The following is a 14,990-nucleotide window of genomic DNA, read 5'->3' on the forward strand; positions in this document are numbered from 1 at the left end:
TCAGACCTCTCCCAACTCGACGAGACGGCTCGCTAGTTCAGGGGCGGTCGGCGCGTCGAGGGACTCGACGACCCGGCCGTCGGCCATCACCAGTACCCGGTGTGCGCGGGCCGCCGCTGCCGGGTCGTGGGTGACCATCACGACCGTCTGGCCCAGCTCGTCGACCAAGTCCCGCAGCAGGTCCAGCACTTCGTGGGCGCTGCGCAGATCCAGCGCCCCGGTCGGCTCGTCGGCGAACACGACAGCCGGTCTCGCCACCAACGCCCGTACGACGGCCGCCCGTTGCTGCTGCCCGCCGGACAGTTCCGCCGGGCGGTGGGCGAGCCGGGCGCCGAGGCCGACCCGGTCCACCAGGGTCCGCAGCCAGTCGCCGTCCGGCGTACGGCCCGCCAGGCGCAACGGCAGCGTGATGTTGTCCTCGATACTGAGCGAGGGGATCAGGTTGTACGCCTGGAACACGAACCCGACGCGCTCCCGGCGCAGTTCGGTACGGCGGGTCTCGTTCAGGCCCGCGATCTCGTGACCGTCGATCCGGACACTGCCGGAGGTCGGGGAGTCGAGCCCGGCGGCGCAGTGCATCAGCGTGCTCTTGCCGGAACCCGAGGGGCCCATCACCGCGAGGAACGTGCCGCATTCCACGGTCAACGACACCTCGTCGAGGGCGCGTACGCCACCCGCGTACTCCTTGCCGACCCGGTCCAGGGCGATGGCCGGTGCCGTCGCGTCGTACCCGGTGGCCGCCGGGCGGCGGCGGGCCCGGGCGAAGACGGGGCTCATCGACGGCCCCGCAGGCTGCGTACGACGAGGGTGCCGCCGCAGAGCACGGTGACCGCGCCGCAGCACAGGCTCACCCAGGTGTGCGTGCCGCCGAACGACGCCGCCATGTTGGCGACGGCGCTGGCCACGACCAGGCTCCAGAGCAGGCCGCGGACCAGGTCGGCACGGGTGGGGGCGGGCAACTGCGGTTCGAGCGGCGGGTGTTGGCCGGTGTGCTGCATGGGGTTCCTCCGGGGGTCGGCTGTCGTCACCGACGCTATGGATCCGGACCCCCTCCGGCCGATCCCGCAGCCCGCCCGGTCCGGGGTACAGCAGGCTGTACCTTCCGCGCCCCGGGCGGACGGCGAACACGCTTACGCCCTAGGGTCGTTGGCGACAGCGGGATGGGCAGGACGGCAGGGGGAGGGCACATGGCCGGTCCGTCGGAGGCCGCCGACGCCACCACCACCGGCGCCGACTGGCGTTCGGGGCTCACGGACACCGTCGTACGGAGTCTGAGTGCCGCGCGCGCCGCCACCGGCGAACTCGCGTCCGGGCTCGGCACCGCCCTCCCCGCGCTGCTGTTGCTGCTCTGGCTGGCCGTCACCGCCGTCACGAGCGTGGTCGGTGTCGGCCTGCTGATGGCTCCCGCGCCGCTGCGCACGCTGCACTCCCTCGCCGCCCGCGAGCGCGCACGGCTCGGCCGCCGGGGCCCGGAGGTCGTCGCGCCCGAGCCCCCGCCGACCCGGCTGCGGCCCGCCCTGGTCGACCCCACCACCCGGCGCGAACTGCGCTGGCTGGTCCGGCACGCCACCCTGGGACTGGCGCTCGGGCTGCTCGGCGTGCTCCTGCCGCTCGTCGCCGTACGGGACACGCTCTTTCCGCTGTACTGGAAGTTCATGCCGGGCAACATGACGGCCACGTCGGTGGGTTACGGCAACGCGCACTCCTGGCCGGACGCCCTCGCCGTGGCCATGCTGGGCCTGGGCTGGGTCTTCATCGTCCTGGGGCTCGGCCCCGGCATGGCCAGGCTGCAGGCCAGGCCCGGGCGCCAACTCCTCGCGGCCGGGCCGGAGACGGACCTGTCCCTCCGTATCGTCGAACTCACCGCCACCCGGGCCGCCGCGCTCGACGCGCACGCCACCGAACTCCGGCGGATCGAGCGGTCGTTGCACGACGGCACGCAGAACCGGATCGTCTCCGTGACCGTGCTGCTCGGCGCGGCCCGGCGGATGGTGGCCCGCGACCCGGCGGGCGCCGACGCGCTCCTCGAACGCGCCCAGTCCGCCGCCGAACAGGCGTTGGCAGAGCTGCGTACCGTCTCCCGGAGCATCCTGCCGCCGGTGCTCGCCGACCGGGGGCTGGCCGGAGCGCTCTCGGGGCTCGCCGCCAACTGCGCGGTGCCGTGCCGGATCGACGTGGACGTGCCCGCCCGCTGCGCGGCCTCCGTCGAGGCGACGGCCTACTTCGTCGTCGCCGAGGCCCTGACCAACATCGCCAAGCACAGCGGCGCCGAACACGCCACCGTCACCGCGTACAGCAGGGGCGGCCGTCTCGTGCTGTGCGTCGAGGACGACGGGCGGGGCGGCGCCGACGAGGACGGCGGCTCCGGACTCACCGGCATCCGCGACCGGATCGCCGCCCACGACGGCACCCTGTCCCTCACCAGCCCGACCGGCGGCCCGACGACCCTGAAGGTGGAACTTCCCTGTGGAGCATGACCGTACGGATACCGGCACGAACGCCGGTACGGACGCCGGTACGAACGCGGGCACGAACGCGGGCACGCGCATCGTGATCGCCGAGGACGACGCCCTGCTGCGCGAGGGCCTGGCCCTCCTGCTGCGCGCCGAGGGCCTCGACGTCGTCGCCACCGCGGGCAACCCCGACGAGGCGCTCGCCGCGATCGACGAACACAAGCCGGACGTCGCGATCCTCGACGTACGGATGCCGCCGACGCACACCGACGAGGGCATCGTCGCGGCGGTCGAGGCCCGGCGCCGACGGCCCGACCTGGCCGTCCTCGTGCTCTCCGCCTACGTCGAACAGAGCTTCGCCACCGAGCTGTTGGGCGGCGGGGTGGGCGGGCTCGGCTATCTCCTCAAGGAACGCGTGGGCAGGGTCGAGGAGTTCCTCGACGCCCTGCACCGCGTGGCATCCGGCGGCACCGCCATCGACCCCGAGGTCGTGGCCCAACTCTTCACCCGTTCCCGCCAGGACAGCCGCCTGGAACGGCTCAGCCCGCGCGAACGGGACGTACTCGCCCTGATGGCCGAAGGCCTCGGCAACACGGCCATCGCGGAACGCCTCGTCGTCACCGAGGGCGCCGTCCACAAGCACATCCGCAGCATCTTCGCGAAGCTGGACCTCGCTCCGACGGACCGGGTGGACCGGCGGGTGGCGGCGGTTCTGCGGTATCTGGAGGATCTACGGCGGCTGGGGTAGGGGGAGTTGCATGCGTTGAGGTGCGTTGAGGTGAGCTGGGGTGGGGTGACGTGCGGTGGGGTGGGGTGGGGTGAATCGGGGGAGGTGAACTGGGGTGGGGCGCCGGGATCCGGCTTCCTGCGGGGGCAGTTGTCCTCACGGTCGGCCGCCCCCTCCCCCGCCGCCGAAGCCGCCGCCCTCGGGTGCGTCGCCCGCCGTGACCGTCGTGGCCTTCTCCGCTGAGCCCAGTTCGCCCGACTCGGCCAGGCCGCCGGTGTCGGTGCCCGAGACGGTGCCGCCGGTGTAGATCGTGTACTCCTCGCCGTCCTTGATGGCCTTGCCGGAGTAGACGATGTTCTGGGCCGCCTTCGAAGTCACGTACGACGCAACGACCTTGCCGTCGGAGTCGGCGATGTGGACGGTCGTGCCCGCCGCGAGCGTCGAGTCGAGGGTGGCCGAGAGCCAGCCCTGTCCGGACTCCTCGTCGGGGGCGACGACCATGCCCGCGCTGCCCGCCGCGAGCAGGGTGCCGCCGCTGACGGTGAAGCTGCCGTTGACGTCGAGCGCGCCGTTGCCGTTGCGCTCAGGTCCGTTGACGACGACCGTGCCGCCGGTGATCTCGGCGGTGCCGTTGGAGTCGAAGCCGTCGCCCTCGGAGTCGATGACCAGGGTGCCGCCGGTCACCTCGACGGTGTAGTCGCCGACGCCCTCGCCACCACCGCCCCCGCCGGGACCGCCGCCGAAGCCGCCCTGTTGCTGACCCTCGCTCGAACTGGCCTCGCTGCCCGACGCGTTGATGCCGTCGTCGGCGGACACGACGTCCGTCCTGCCGCCGCTGACGAGGATGCCCTTGCCCTCCAGGCCCTCGTTGGCCCGGGTGATCCGTACCGTGCCCGCGCTGATGACGAGGTCGCCCTCCGCGTGGACGCCGTCGTCGCCTGCGGCAAGGGTCGTGGTGGCGCCGCCGAGGTGGACGGCGCCGTCGCCGTGCAGGGCGTCGGCGGAGGCGGTGACGTCGACGGTGCCGGCCTCAAGGACCGTGATGACACCGGACTTCAGCCCGTGGGCGGAGGAACCGTCGGAGGAGCCGTCGGAGGACTCGCTCGTGACGGTCACCTTGCCGCCGGTGGCGACCAGGTCGGTGGCCGCGTCGACCCCGTCCCCCGCGCTGGTCACCTTGACCGTGCCGCCGTCGACGGCGATGTAACCCCGGTCGGTGTCCTCGGTGTTGTCGGCCTTGAGGCCGTCGCCCCCGGCGGTGACGGTGACCGTGCCGCCGGTCACCACCACATAGTCCTTGCCCCGGATGCCGTCGTCGGCGGCGTCCACGGTGATGGTGCCGCCCTGGATCACCAGCCCGTCAGTGCTGGTGATGCCGTCGTTGCCGTTGCCCTTGACGGTGAGCGAGCCGCCGCCCCCGATCGTCAGGTCGGCGGCACTGTGCAGGGCCGCGTTCGCGGTCGCGTCCTCGGCGTACGAGTCGGCGTCGCCGAGGGTGTTCGCGGTGCCGTCGGCGAGGACGACCACGACCTCGTCGGCCGCGGTGACATCGATCGCGGCGCCCTTGGAGTTGGCGACCTTCACCCCGTCGAGGATCAACGTCACTTTGGCGTCAGGGGCGTTGACGACGACCTGTCCGTCGTCGAGGGTGCCGCTGATCCGGTAGACGCCCGCCGCACTGACCGTGACGGTAGCCCCGTCGGCCTTGACGCCGTCCCCGTCGGAGGTGGCGGAGTCCCCCTTCAACTCGACGCCGACGACCTCCGAACCATCGGCGTCCACATCCGTGTCGCCGTCCTCCGCGTGCGCGTCCTGGTTGTCGGCGAGCACGGCGGCGGCCTTCTGGGATCCGTCGACAGCGGCGGCGGCCGAGGAGGCCGAGCCCGAACCGGCCTCGGCGGAACCGGAGTTGTCGCCGGAGGACGACGAACACCCGACGAGCGCGGCGGCGGCAAGTCCCACCGAGGCGAGCACACCCGCCAGTCTGTACGTCCTCGTCCTCGTCCTCGTCCTCATGCTGCGCTCCCGTGAAGTGCGTGCGGATCGTTCGGTGTGTGCGGATCGGTCGAGACGTGCGGACCGGTCGGTGTGAGCGGATCGGTCGGTACGTGGGGCGGGTTGGGAAAGTGGCGCCGCAGTACGGGCAGCCACCGGTGTGCGGGCAGTCCGGGCCGCAGCGCGGCGAGGCCGGTGCCGTACTTGGAGAGCGGGACGGGCCGGTGCTTCAGCGACCACAGCAGCCGGTCCGCCTCGGACCCGGCCCGCCCCGACTTGGTCTCGACGACGGCCCGGTCCGGAGTGCCGAGGCCGGTGCCGTCGGGCAGCGCCCAGGTCAGCCCGGTGTCGACGGTCACCCTGCTGTCGCTCGCGGGCAGGAACAGGGTCGTACGCCGGTACGAGGTGATCAGCGTCGGCACGAACCGGAACCCGGCGGAGTCGATCCCGGCCCCGGCGAGCACGTCGTCGGCGAACGCCCGCGCCTCGGGGGTCAGACGGCGCGAGTCACCGTCGTACGGGATGCGCTGCTTGACCGTCGTACCGCGCGGGCCGGGTGTCTTGACCTCGAAGTAGTGGTCGCCGGAGTCGAGATAGGTGCGGACGCGCAGCTTGAAGCGGCGTCGGCGGCGACGGGCGGTGCGCAGATAGCCGTCCAGCTCGGGGGTGTCGAAGTAGACGGACCGGTACCCGAAGTCCCGCTCGCCGCCCATCTCCAGAACCCGCGCCCCGACCCCCGCCCCCAACCCACCGACCACCAGGGGGAGTTCGCGAACCGGCAGCATGTATTTGCGGTCCAGCCGGGTCAACAGCGAGGCACGGTCGACGAGTTCGTCGAGCGAGATCGGCCGCAGGGCGCCGACGACCGGCCCGAGGGAGAGGGAGGCGGGTGCGGTCACGCGCCAACCCCCTGCCGTGCGGCGGAGGTTCCGGCCTCCCGGGGCACCTGAGTACCCCCGGTGACGACGTAACGGACGTCGACCTGGGTGGTGTCGTTGACGAGGTCGACGCCCTTGACGGACATGTTCACCACGCGCCCGCCGAGCAGCACCTCCAGGTGCGCCCGAAGGGCCTCGTCGTCGGTGTAGGCGGAGTCGAGCCGGAGGCTGAGCTGCCGGTGCCGGCCGAAGAGACGGGGGTGGTCGCCGACGTACATCGTGAGGACGATCAGGCCCATCAGGGCGGCCGTCAGCGCGTTGACGCTCGCGGGGAGGCCGGCGAGGAGGCCGAGGGCGAGAGCGGAGAAGTAGTACGCGATCTCGTGCTGGGCGATCTCGTACGACCGCAGACGGATGATCGACAGGACCCCGAACAGCCCCATGCCCAGGCCGATCCCGACCGATGCCGAGCTGAGCGTCATCGCGACGGAGAGAACCCCGACGTTCACACCGAGGAAGGCGGCGATCAGGTCCCTGCGGTGGTGACGGGGGAAGTACACCCCGAAGGCGAGGACGGCGATAGCGACGAGGTCGACGGCGACGAGCAGCGACTGGTTCACGACATATACCCAGTCTTTGCGGTTACTTGGCTCATTGTTCAACCATGGGCAACCGGTCTGTGAATCAACTGGGCCGTTTCTTAAGGAACTCTGAGAATCGCAGGGGACACGACAGGGCCCGGCAGTCCCGCCAACAGGCCCACCGCGGGGCCGCCGCAGGCCTGTTGGCGGGCGCACTGCATCTGCACACGGCGTACCTACGCTCCCGTGGCATCCATCGTCCACGCGCGCAGGGAGTCGTCCGTGTCACTGGTCATCGCCACCGCAACACCCTTCCACGGTCATGTGCAGCCCGTCCTCACCGTCGCCGCCGACCTGGTGCGGCGGGGGCACGAGGTCGTCGTACTGACGGGGAGCCGGTTCGCCGATCAGGTCAGGGCCGTAGGGGCCATTCATGTGTCGCTGCCGTCGGCCGCGGACTTCGACGACCGGAAACTGGAGCTGTACTTCCCCGAACGCGCCGCCCTCCCCGCCGGACCGGCGCAGCTCGACTACGACATGAAGTACATCTTCGGCGACCCGACCGCGGCCCAGTACGGCGCCCTGCGCAACCTCCTGGACCGCCGCTTCCCGGCGTCCGTCGTGATCAGCGACCCGCTGTTCCTCGGCACGACTGCGCTGACCCTCTCCGCGCCGCCGGGCCGCAGACCGGTCACCGTCAGTCTGGGCATCACGATGCCGACCCTGCTCAGCGACGACGCCCCACCGGTGGGCCTGGGCATGCCACCGTTCAGGGGCGAGGGCGCGACCGAACGCCACCGCCAGCTGAACGCGCAGGTGCAGCAGATCATGGCAAGCGCCCAATGCCACATGGAGGAGAACTTCGGCGAGAGCGGCACCGAACTCCCCGGCTTCATCCTCGACTGCCTGGTGACGGTCCCGGACCACTACCTCCAACTGACCGTCCCCGGCTTCGAGTACGCCCGCGGCGACGCCCCGCAGTCCTTCCGCTTCGTCGGCCCCCTGGCCGGCGGCCCGCGCGCCGACGCGGAGGAACGCCCGGAGGAACTCCCGGAGTGGTGGGCCGACGTACGCGACACGGACCGCCCGGTCGTCGTGGTCACGCAGGGCACGTTCGACAACCGCGACCTGGGCCGCCTCGTACGCCCCACCCTGGACGCCCTGGCCGACGAGGACGTCCTGGTGGTCGCGACGACAGGCCGCCCGGAGGGCCCCGCCGAGATAGAGGCAGCGGGCCCGGTCCCCGCCAACGCCCGCCTGGCGGGCTACGTCCCCTTCGAACTCCTCCTCCCCCACACCGCCGCGATGGTCACCAACGGCGGCTACGGCGGAGTCCACCAGGCCCTCCAGCACGGCGTCCCCCTCGTGGTGGGCGGCGACGGCGAGGACAAACCGGAGATCGCGGCAAGGGTGGAATGGAGCGGCGTGGGCATCGACCTGCACACCGGCGAACCGTCCCCGGCGGACATCCGCAAGGCGGTGCTCACGGTGCTGGGCGAGCCGGGGTATCTGAAGCGGGCGGGGGAGTTGCGGACGGAGTTCGAGGGGTATGACGCGTTGGGGGCGATTGCGGGGGTGGTGGAGGCGGCCGGCGCGGCCTGAGCTGATGTGGGCCGCAGGTGAGGCCTTCGGCCAGGAAGAGGTGGATCAATTCGGTGGCCAGGACGGCGACCGTGCCGTCCTGGCCGCGGGCCACGAGCGCTGAGGCGTCGCACGCGGCCTCCGGCCGGGATGTGCCGGTCACGGCCCGGGAGCGCAGCCGCCCGCTCCGACAGCCAGGCGACGAACGGGAGTCGGGAGTTACCGCCAGCCGTGCTCATCAAGGCGGTTGGTGCCGTTCAGGTAGCCGAGGAGGCCGACTTCGGGGTACTCGATGATGTCGTCGGGCAGTTCGTCCACGCGGAACCATTCGAGTGCGAGGCACTTCTCGGGTTCCTGATTGCGTGGCACTCCTTCCCACTCGGTGGCCTCGAAGAAGAAGCCGATCCGGTCGACCTCCTCGTCCTGCTGGTGGTGCACGACGTGTACGAGGCGGAGGTGGGCGGGGTCGACGGTGACGTCCGTCTCCTCCAGCAACTCCCGTGCCGCGCCGACACTCAAGGGTTCGCCCTTGTCGAGCTTGCCCGAGGGCATGTGCCATCGGTAGCGGCCGTAGGGGCCCGCGCGCTGCGACATGAGGATTCTGTCGCCGTCGCGGAGGATGACGTGGGTGTCGATGATGGGCTGTGCAAGTTGCTCGCTCATGGGTCCTGGGGGGGGCTGGATCGTCGGACGGTGCGACCGACGCCGACGCTAGCGGCAGAGGCGGGATGACACCGTCGATTCGGCGCGCTACGTCCGTTGGTGTGATTACGGAGACTTCGCAGCCCTTCTCAAGGAAGCGCTCGGCGCCCTCGCCATCGAGATCGCCCGTACCGCCGGCTGAAGCGCATCGGCAGCCCGGGCGTGGCTCGACCTCGCCGCGCAGGTCAGGAGCAATTGCAGGACGTCCACGCATAGGCGGCGAACAGCGCGGCCACCGTGAATGTCGCGGTCGCCGCGCGGGCCAGTCGTCCGGGTCGGCCCGGCTTCGCCGGACGGAGCAGCTCCCAGCCGCCGTAGGCGAGGAAGACCAGCACCGCACCGCCTACGCCCCCTGCGGCGAGCGGGCTGTACCCCCATCCCCAGACGAACGCCAGGGCCAGGACAAGGAGCAGGGACAGCGCGAGAAAGCAGACGAGCAGCGTCACTACCGCCTCGCCCAACAGCTCCTCCAGGAGTTCCTTCAAGAACGAGCCGATGCTCCGTATGAAGCGAGCAGCACGGCTCCGCGCCGCAGGAACAGTCACCTGTCCTCCTCCCTCAGCGTCTGTCCCGAATGATCGGACCTACGGAGGCGCAATTTGTCGGGGAAGAGCAGGCAACGCCGTGCAGTTGGGGCCTGCCGAACTCTCGAAGTATGACCACCGGACGGGGGCCCCGTGCGATGTACCGGCCGAGTGACAAAACCCCGCCGCGCCCTAAATGTCCCACCCCGTGAGTCCCCTCCCCGCCCGTACCTAGCATGAGGGCCCGGTCCGGGGTGGAGGTGGAGGGTGTCGGAAGAGGCCGTTCCTCTGCGGTTCAGGGTTCTGGGGTGAAGTGCGGGTCCGGCGGGGTGGGGTCGAGGTCGATCCCGGGCCCCTGGGCGGCGGACCCTTCTCGTGCTGTTGCTGGCGCGGGCCGGTTCGCCCGCCGCGCCCCCGACCACTCTCCCGACCGCTCTCCCGGTCACAAGCCAGGCACACTTCGTCCACTCCCCCCTGCCTACGCTCCCGCCATCATCGCCAACACCCGTACACGGGGAGCAAGTTCAATGACGTACAGCATGATCAACGGAAACCGGCTGTTCCACACCGACGAGGGGCCCGCCGCCGACAGCCGGGGCGAGACGCTGCTGCTGGTGCACGGCGCCACCTGCGACTCCCACGACTGGTCCGCGCAGATCGACGCGTTCGCCACGAAGCACCGGGTGATCGTGCCCGACCTGCGGGGGCACGGCCGTTCCTCCGGGCTCACCGGTGGTCAGCGTCCGCGGGACTTCGCCGGTGACCTCGCTGAGCTGCTCGACAGCATCGACTCCGGGCCGGTGGTCGTGGTCGGGCACTCGCTGGGTGCCGTCGTCGCCTCCGTCCTCGCGGTCGAACACCCTTCGCTGGTACGGGCCGTGGTAGCCGTCGACCCCGGCTACGGCTTCGAGGAGGGGTTCGCCCCGCAGGTCGCCGCCGCCTTCCGCGTCCCCGACCCGGTCGGCACCGCCGCCGCGGTCATCGGCGGCCTGGAGAACAACGCGACCTCCGGCCCCGAGGCCGAAGCGCTGCGATCCTGGCACCGTCGGCGGATACTCGGCATGGACCCGATGACCGTACGGGACGTCTTCCACGGGCTGTTCGACGAGGCGGCCACGCCGCTGACCTCGCGACCCGGCGTCGAGACGTTCCTGTCGCGCCGGGCCTGCCCGGTGCTGTCGGTGTCGGCCGCGGCCTCGCTCAAGGCCAAGGGCATCGACGGGGACTGGGAGGAGGGGCTGAGCGGACACCCGTACAGCGCCTCGCTGGTGCTGGAGGGGGTCGGCCACTGGCTCTTCCAGGAGCGGCCGGCCGAGTTCAACTCGCTGGTGCTGAACTGGCTGGAGGGACTGCCCGCCGTCTGACGGAGAGTACGGACGGCGGGGCAAATCGGGGGCGTACGTGCGGGGCTATAGCGGGAGTTACGACGGTGACGATGCGGTTCTCGGTACTGGGACCGGTACGGGTGTGGCGCGACAGCGGGGAGGTGCGGCTGGGGGCCGCGCAGCAACGGCTGTTGCTGGCACTGCTGATGGCGCACGCGGGTCAGCCCGTGACCATGGAGGAGACGGTGCGGGCGCTGTGGGGCGAGTCGCCCCCGGGCCGGCCCGCCAACGCCGTGTACCGGCACATCGGGGTGCTGCGCCGGTTGCTGGAACCGGAGTTGGCGATGCGTGCGACCGGCGGCTGGCTGGTGCGGGACATCGGCGGGTACCGGCTCAACGCCTCGCCCGACAGCCTGGACCTGCTGCGTTTCCGGGAGTTGGTGCGCCGGGCGCGCACCGCTCGTGGCTCCGGCGGCATGGGTGGCACGGGTGGCGACAGCGGTGGTTCGGCAACCGCCGCCGTACCGCTCTTTCTTGAGGCCCTCGCCCTGCGAACCGGCGCCGTCGCCACGGGAATTCCGGCCGAGGCCCGCTCGCATCCCGCCATCGAGGCGCTCGAACGCGAGTATCTGACGGTGGTGAAGGAGGCCGCCGACGTGCCGATGACCCCCGCCGCCGCCGGTCAGCTGCTTGCCGTCCTGCACCGCACCGCCGCCGACCACCCGCTCGACGAGCCCCTCCAGGCCCGGCTCGTCCGCACCCTCGCGGCCACCGGGCAGCGCGCGGAGGCCCTCGACACCTGGCATCGGGTACGGCTGCTGCTCGACGCCGAGCTGGGCGTGGCACCCGGCGCCGAACTGCGGGCCGCCCAGCGGGACGTACTCCGCCAGGACGAGCCCGTCGCCACCAGGCTCGCGGCCGGCCCCACCCGCACGAACAGTACGAGCAGTGCGAACGGCAATAGTCCCAACCGTACGAACGGCACGAGCGGCACGAACTCGACAGGGAGCAAGGGCTCGCCCGGTGTCGCCCGCCTCAACGGCACCACCCGCACCGGTGGTTCGGACGGCGCGAACGGCAAGTCCCGTTCCATACGCCCCTTGCGCACCGAGCGCCCGAAGACCGTGCCGGCCGGTCGACTCGCCGTCGTCCCCGCACTTGAGGACGCCCAGGCCCGGCACGGGCGGGACACGGCCGGGACGGGCGGCGCCGGGCCCTTCGTACGGGCCGTGCCCGATCCCTTCGTGCGGCCCGCCCAACTCCCGGCGGACCTGGTCACGTTCGCCGGGCGGCGGGCCGAACTCGCCCAGGTGACCGGGCTGTCGGCGGACCCGGCACCCGGGCTGCGGATCGCCGCCATCAGCGGCATGGGCGGCATCGGCAAGACCACACTCGCCGTCCGCTGGGCCCACCGCATCGCCCACCGCTTCCCGGACGGACAGCTGTACGTCAATCTGCGCGGCTTCGACCCGGGCGGCGCGGCCACCGACCCCGGGCAGGCGCTGCGCGGGTTCCTGGAGGCCCTCGGCGTGCCCGGGCAGCGCATACCGGCCGGGGCCAACGCCCAAACCGGCCTGTACCGCACCCTGTTGGCGCGGCGCCGGGTGCTGATCCTGCTGGACAACGCGCGCGACGCCGAACAGGTCCGCCCGCTGCTCCCCGGCAGCCCCGGCTGTCTGGTCGTCGTCACCAGCCGCGACCGGCTGCTCGGCCTGGTCACCGCCGAGGCCGCCCGCCCGCTGGCCCTGGACCGGCTGCCCGCCGCCGAGGCCCGCGAGTCCCTGGCCCGGCGGCTGGGCGCCGACCGGCTGCTGGCCGACCCCGCCGCCGTCGACGAGATCGTCGCCCGCTGCGCGGGACTCCCGCTGGCCCTCGCGGTGGTCGCCACCCGCGCCGCCGCCAACCCGGACTTCCCGCTCACCGCCGTCGCCGACGAACTCCGCACCGCCCACGGCAGTTTGGACGCCTTCACGGACACGGACCCGGCCGGGGACGTACGCGCGGTGTTCTCCTGGTCCTACCGCGCGCTCAGCCCCGGCGCCGCCCGGCTGCTGCGGCTGCTGTCCCTGCACCCGGGCCCGGACGTCACCGTGTCCGCCGCCGCGGCCGTCGCCGACGTCGAACCGGACGCCGCGCGCCTGCTGCTGGCCGAACTCACCCGCTCCCACCTGCTCACCGAGCACGCGCCCGGCCGCTACAACTGCCACGACCTGCTGCGCACCTACGCCATGGAACGCGCGGGCCGCGACGAGACGACGGAGGCCCGCGAGGCCGCCGTACACCGCCTCCTGGACCACTACCTGCACACCGCGCACGCCGCCGGACTCCTCTACTCCCCGCTGTGGCGGACCAGTCCGCTGACCGCCGCCACAGCGGGCGCCCGCCCCGAGGCCCTCGCCGACGACAAGCGGGCGCTGCGCTGGTACACGGCCGAACGCCAGGTGCTGCCCGCCGTCGCCGGGCTCGCCGCCGAGCAGGGGTACGACGGCCATGTCTGGTCCCTGGCCTGGACGTTGGAGCGGTTCATGGACCGGCAGGGGCACTGGCACGAATCCGTGGCCCTGCACCGGGCCGGCCTCGACGCGGCCGTCCGGGACGGCGACCGCGTCGCCCAGGCCCATCTGCTGCGCGGACTGGCCCGCGCCTCGGCCCGGCTGGAACGGTACGACGACGCCCGCACCCACATCGGCCGCTCCCTCGCCCTGTGCGCCGAACTCGGCGACCTGCCCGGCCTCGCCCACGCCCACCGCAGCCACGCCTGGCTCCTGGACCGGCTCGCCGACTACGACGGCGCCCTCGACGCGGCCGGCCGCGCGCTCGCCCTGTACCGGACCATCGGCGACCACGGCGCGGCCACCAGCGCGCAGCACGCCCTGGGCTGGACCCACGTACTGCGCGGCGACCACCGCCAGGCCACCGTGCACCTGGAGGAGGCCCTGGCCGGGCTCGACGGCCTCTACGGCACCCGCTACGGCAAGGCCGGCACCTGGGACAGCCTCGGCATCGCCCGCCACCACCTGGGCGAACACCAGCGGGCCATCGCCGCCTTCCAGTGCGCGCTGCGGCTGTACCGCGAGGTCGGCGACACCTACAGCGAGGCCGGTACGCTCCGCCACCTCGGCGACACCTACCTCGCCGTCGGCGACCCCGGCTCGGCCCGCACGGTCTGGGAACACGCCCTGCGCCTGCTCACCCCGGCCGACCCGACGGCGGCCTCGGAACTCCGTACGAGGCTCCAGGCTCTGGGCGACGCGGTCCCGGCGCCGAGGATCAGCGCGGTCACGGCGAGCCCCTGAGAGACGGTTCCGGGTGGGGTGCCGTGGGCGGCATCACCAGGAGAGGGCGTCGGCCATCTCCTGCTGCCAGTACGTGACGCGGATCGAGTCGTCGACGTACACGCCCTTCGCGGGCAGCGACGGGCGGGCCGGGCTCGTGGCGGCCGAGTTGAAGAAGACCTTCAGGGTCCTGGCCGTGTAGCCGTTGGACCCGCTGCCGTCGGCGGCCGAGACCAGGACACCCGCGTACCCCGACTCGCCCGGCGCCAGCGTGACCACGGCCTGCGGCTGGGAGTCCTCGATGACCGGCGGCACGGACTGCGCCTCCCCGAACCGCACGGCCGGGTAGTAGGCGAGGTCGCAGTTCCCGGAGCCGGTGTTGGTGACGGTGAGGAGTACGTGGTTCAGGGGGCGGGAGACGACCGTGGCGGTGGTCCTGGTGGTGGCGGGAGAGCAGGGGGCGAGGGCGGAGTCGAAGTCGGCGTCCGAGTCGGAGTCGGCGTCCGCCTCCGCGTCCGAGTTCGAGCCACTGGTGCCGGTCGAGCCCGTGGTGCCGGTCGAGCCCGTGGAGCCCGTGGTTCCCGTCGTGCCCGTCGTGCCGGTCGCTCCCGTAGTGCCGGTGCTCCCCGTCGTGCCCTTGTCGCTCGCCTGGCCCGCCCCCGTGGACGTACCTCCGCTCTTCGCGGGCGACGAGGCGGGCGACGAGGCCGACGCATCGGACGAGGCGCCCTCGTCGCGGGTGCCCTCCGCGTTGCCGCACGCCGTCATCGTCAGGGTGGCGACCGTGAGCGCGGCGGCGGCGAGGAGATGGGTACGGGCGGTGCGGGCCGTACGGGCCGTACGGGCCGTACGGGCAGCGCGGATGGTACGTGCGGACATGTGATTCCCCGATTTCGCTACAAGAAGGGTTCGTGCGCAGGCCGCCCGGCCGGGTGGCGGGAGCGGCGTG

General features: G+C 72.4%; 13 protein-coding genes. 5 read left to right on the top strand and 8 right to left on the bottom strand.

Annotated elements, in window-relative coordinates; all coding sequences use genetic code 11:
* Nucleotides 1-777 carry an ABC transporter ATP-binding protein gene (locus tag CW359_RS21185; RefSeq protein WP_105971643.1) on the bottom strand — a complete coding sequence of 259 codons (777 nt, stop codon included), beginning with the start codon at nucleotides 775-777 and terminating at the stop codon, nucleotides 1-3.
* Complete coding sequence (locus tag CW359_RS21190) at nucleotides 774-998, bottom strand: hypothetical protein (protein WP_105971644.1); 225 nt, start codon at nucleotides 996-998, stop codon at nucleotides 774-776. The genes CW359_RS21185 and CW359_RS21190 overlap by 4 nt, the downstream gene beginning before the upstream one ends.
* A gap of 189 nt (nucleotides 999-1,187) precedes the next feature.
* Between CW359_RS21190 and CW359_RS21195 the strand changes: the two genes are divergently transcribed.
* On the top strand, nucleotides 1,188-2,477 hold the full coding sequence (locus CW359_RS21195) for a sensor histidine kinase (protein WP_105971645.1): 1,290 nt from the start codon (nucleotides 1,188-1,190) through the stop codon (nucleotides 2,475-2,477).
* A gap of 73 nt (nucleotides 2,478-2,550) precedes the next feature.
* Nucleotides 2,551-3,201, top strand: coding sequence for a response regulator transcription factor (locus CW359_RS21200; RefSeq protein ID WP_105971748.1), 651 nt, complete (start codon nucleotides 2,551-2,553; stop codon nucleotides 3,199-3,201).
* A 135-nt stretch (nucleotides 3,202-3,336) separates the two neighbouring features.
* Here CW359_RS21200 and CW359_RS21205 read toward each other — a convergent pair whose 3' ends face one another.
* The 3 genes from CW359_RS21205 to CW359_RS21215 are packed head-to-tail and all read right to left on the bottom strand — an operon-like array spanning nucleotide 3,337 to nucleotide 6,673.
* Entirely contained in the window at nucleotides 3,337-5,196 is a 1,860-nt protein-coding gene (locus tag CW359_RS21205) for a carbohydrate-binding domain-containing protein (RefSeq protein ID WP_105971646.1), read from the bottom strand.
* Nucleotides 5,193-6,074 (bottom strand): polyphosphate polymerase domain-containing protein, encoded by an 882-nt coding sequence (locus CW359_RS21210; protein ID WP_105971647.1) that lies wholly within the window; start codon nucleotides 6,072-6,074, stop codon nucleotides 5,193-5,195. The genes CW359_RS21205 and CW359_RS21210 overlap by 4 nt, the downstream gene beginning before the upstream one ends.
* The gene (locus CW359_RS21215; protein ID WP_105971648.1) at nucleotides 6,071-6,673 is read right to left on the bottom strand and encodes a DUF4956 domain-containing protein; all 603 of its coding nucleotides are present in this window, start codon (nucleotides 6,671-6,673) and stop codon (nucleotides 6,071-6,073) included. The genes CW359_RS21210 and CW359_RS21215 overlap by 4 nt, the downstream gene beginning before the upstream one ends.
* A 207-nt stretch (nucleotides 6,674-6,880) precedes the next feature.
* Between CW359_RS21215 and CW359_RS21220 the strand changes: the two genes are divergently transcribed.
* Nucleotides 6,881-8,236 (top strand): glycosyltransferase, encoded by a 1,356-nt coding sequence (locus CW359_RS21220; protein ID WP_198655317.1) that lies wholly within the window; start codon nucleotides 6,881-6,883, stop codon nucleotides 8,234-8,236.
* Nucleotides 8,237-8,434: 198 nt separating this feature from the next.
* Here CW359_RS21220 and CW359_RS21225 read toward each other — a convergent pair whose 3' ends face one another.
* Nucleotides 8,435-8,878: an NUDIX hydrolase gene (locus CW359_RS21225; RefSeq protein WP_105971650.1), complete on the bottom strand. Its 444-nt coding sequence runs from the start codon at nucleotides 8,876-8,878 to the stop codon at nucleotides 8,435-8,437.
* 224 nt (nucleotides 8,879-9,102) lie between these two features.
* A complete protein-coding gene (locus CW359_RS21230; protein WP_105971651.1) occupies nucleotides 9,103-9,402 on the bottom strand; it encodes a hypothetical protein in 300 nt (99 codons plus the stop codon).
* 566 nt (nucleotides 9,403-9,968) lie between these two features.
* On the opposite strand from CW359_RS21230, the gene CW359_RS21235 reads away from it, so the two are divergent.
* A complete protein-coding gene (locus tag CW359_RS21235) occupies nucleotides 9,969-10,805 on the top strand; it encodes an alpha/beta fold hydrolase (protein ID WP_157968606.1) in 837 nt (278 codons plus the stop codon).
* A 71-nt stretch (nucleotides 10,806-10,876) separates the two neighbouring features.
* The gene (locus CW359_RS21240; protein ID WP_157968607.1) at nucleotides 10,877-14,062 is read left to right on the top strand and encodes an AfsR/SARP family transcriptional regulator; all 3,186 of its coding nucleotides are present in this window, start codon (nucleotides 10,877-10,879) and stop codon (nucleotides 14,060-14,062) included.
* A 33-nt stretch (nucleotides 14,063-14,095) separates the two neighbouring features.
* Here the strand turns inward: CW359_RS21240 and CW359_RS21245 are convergent, their stop codons facing one another.
* A complete protein-coding gene (locus tag CW359_RS21245; RefSeq protein ID WP_198655318.1) occupies nucleotides 14,096-14,920 on the bottom strand; it encodes a DUF4232 domain-containing protein in 825 nt (274 codons plus the stop codon).
* Between the last annotated feature and the right edge of the window lie 70 nt (nucleotides 14,921-14,990).

Origin of the sequence: Streptomyces geranii, from assembly GCF_002954775.1 — a bacterium.
Taxonomy (GTDB): Bacteria; Actinomycetota; Actinomycetes; order Streptomycetales; family Streptomycetaceae; genus Streptomyces; species Streptomyces geranii.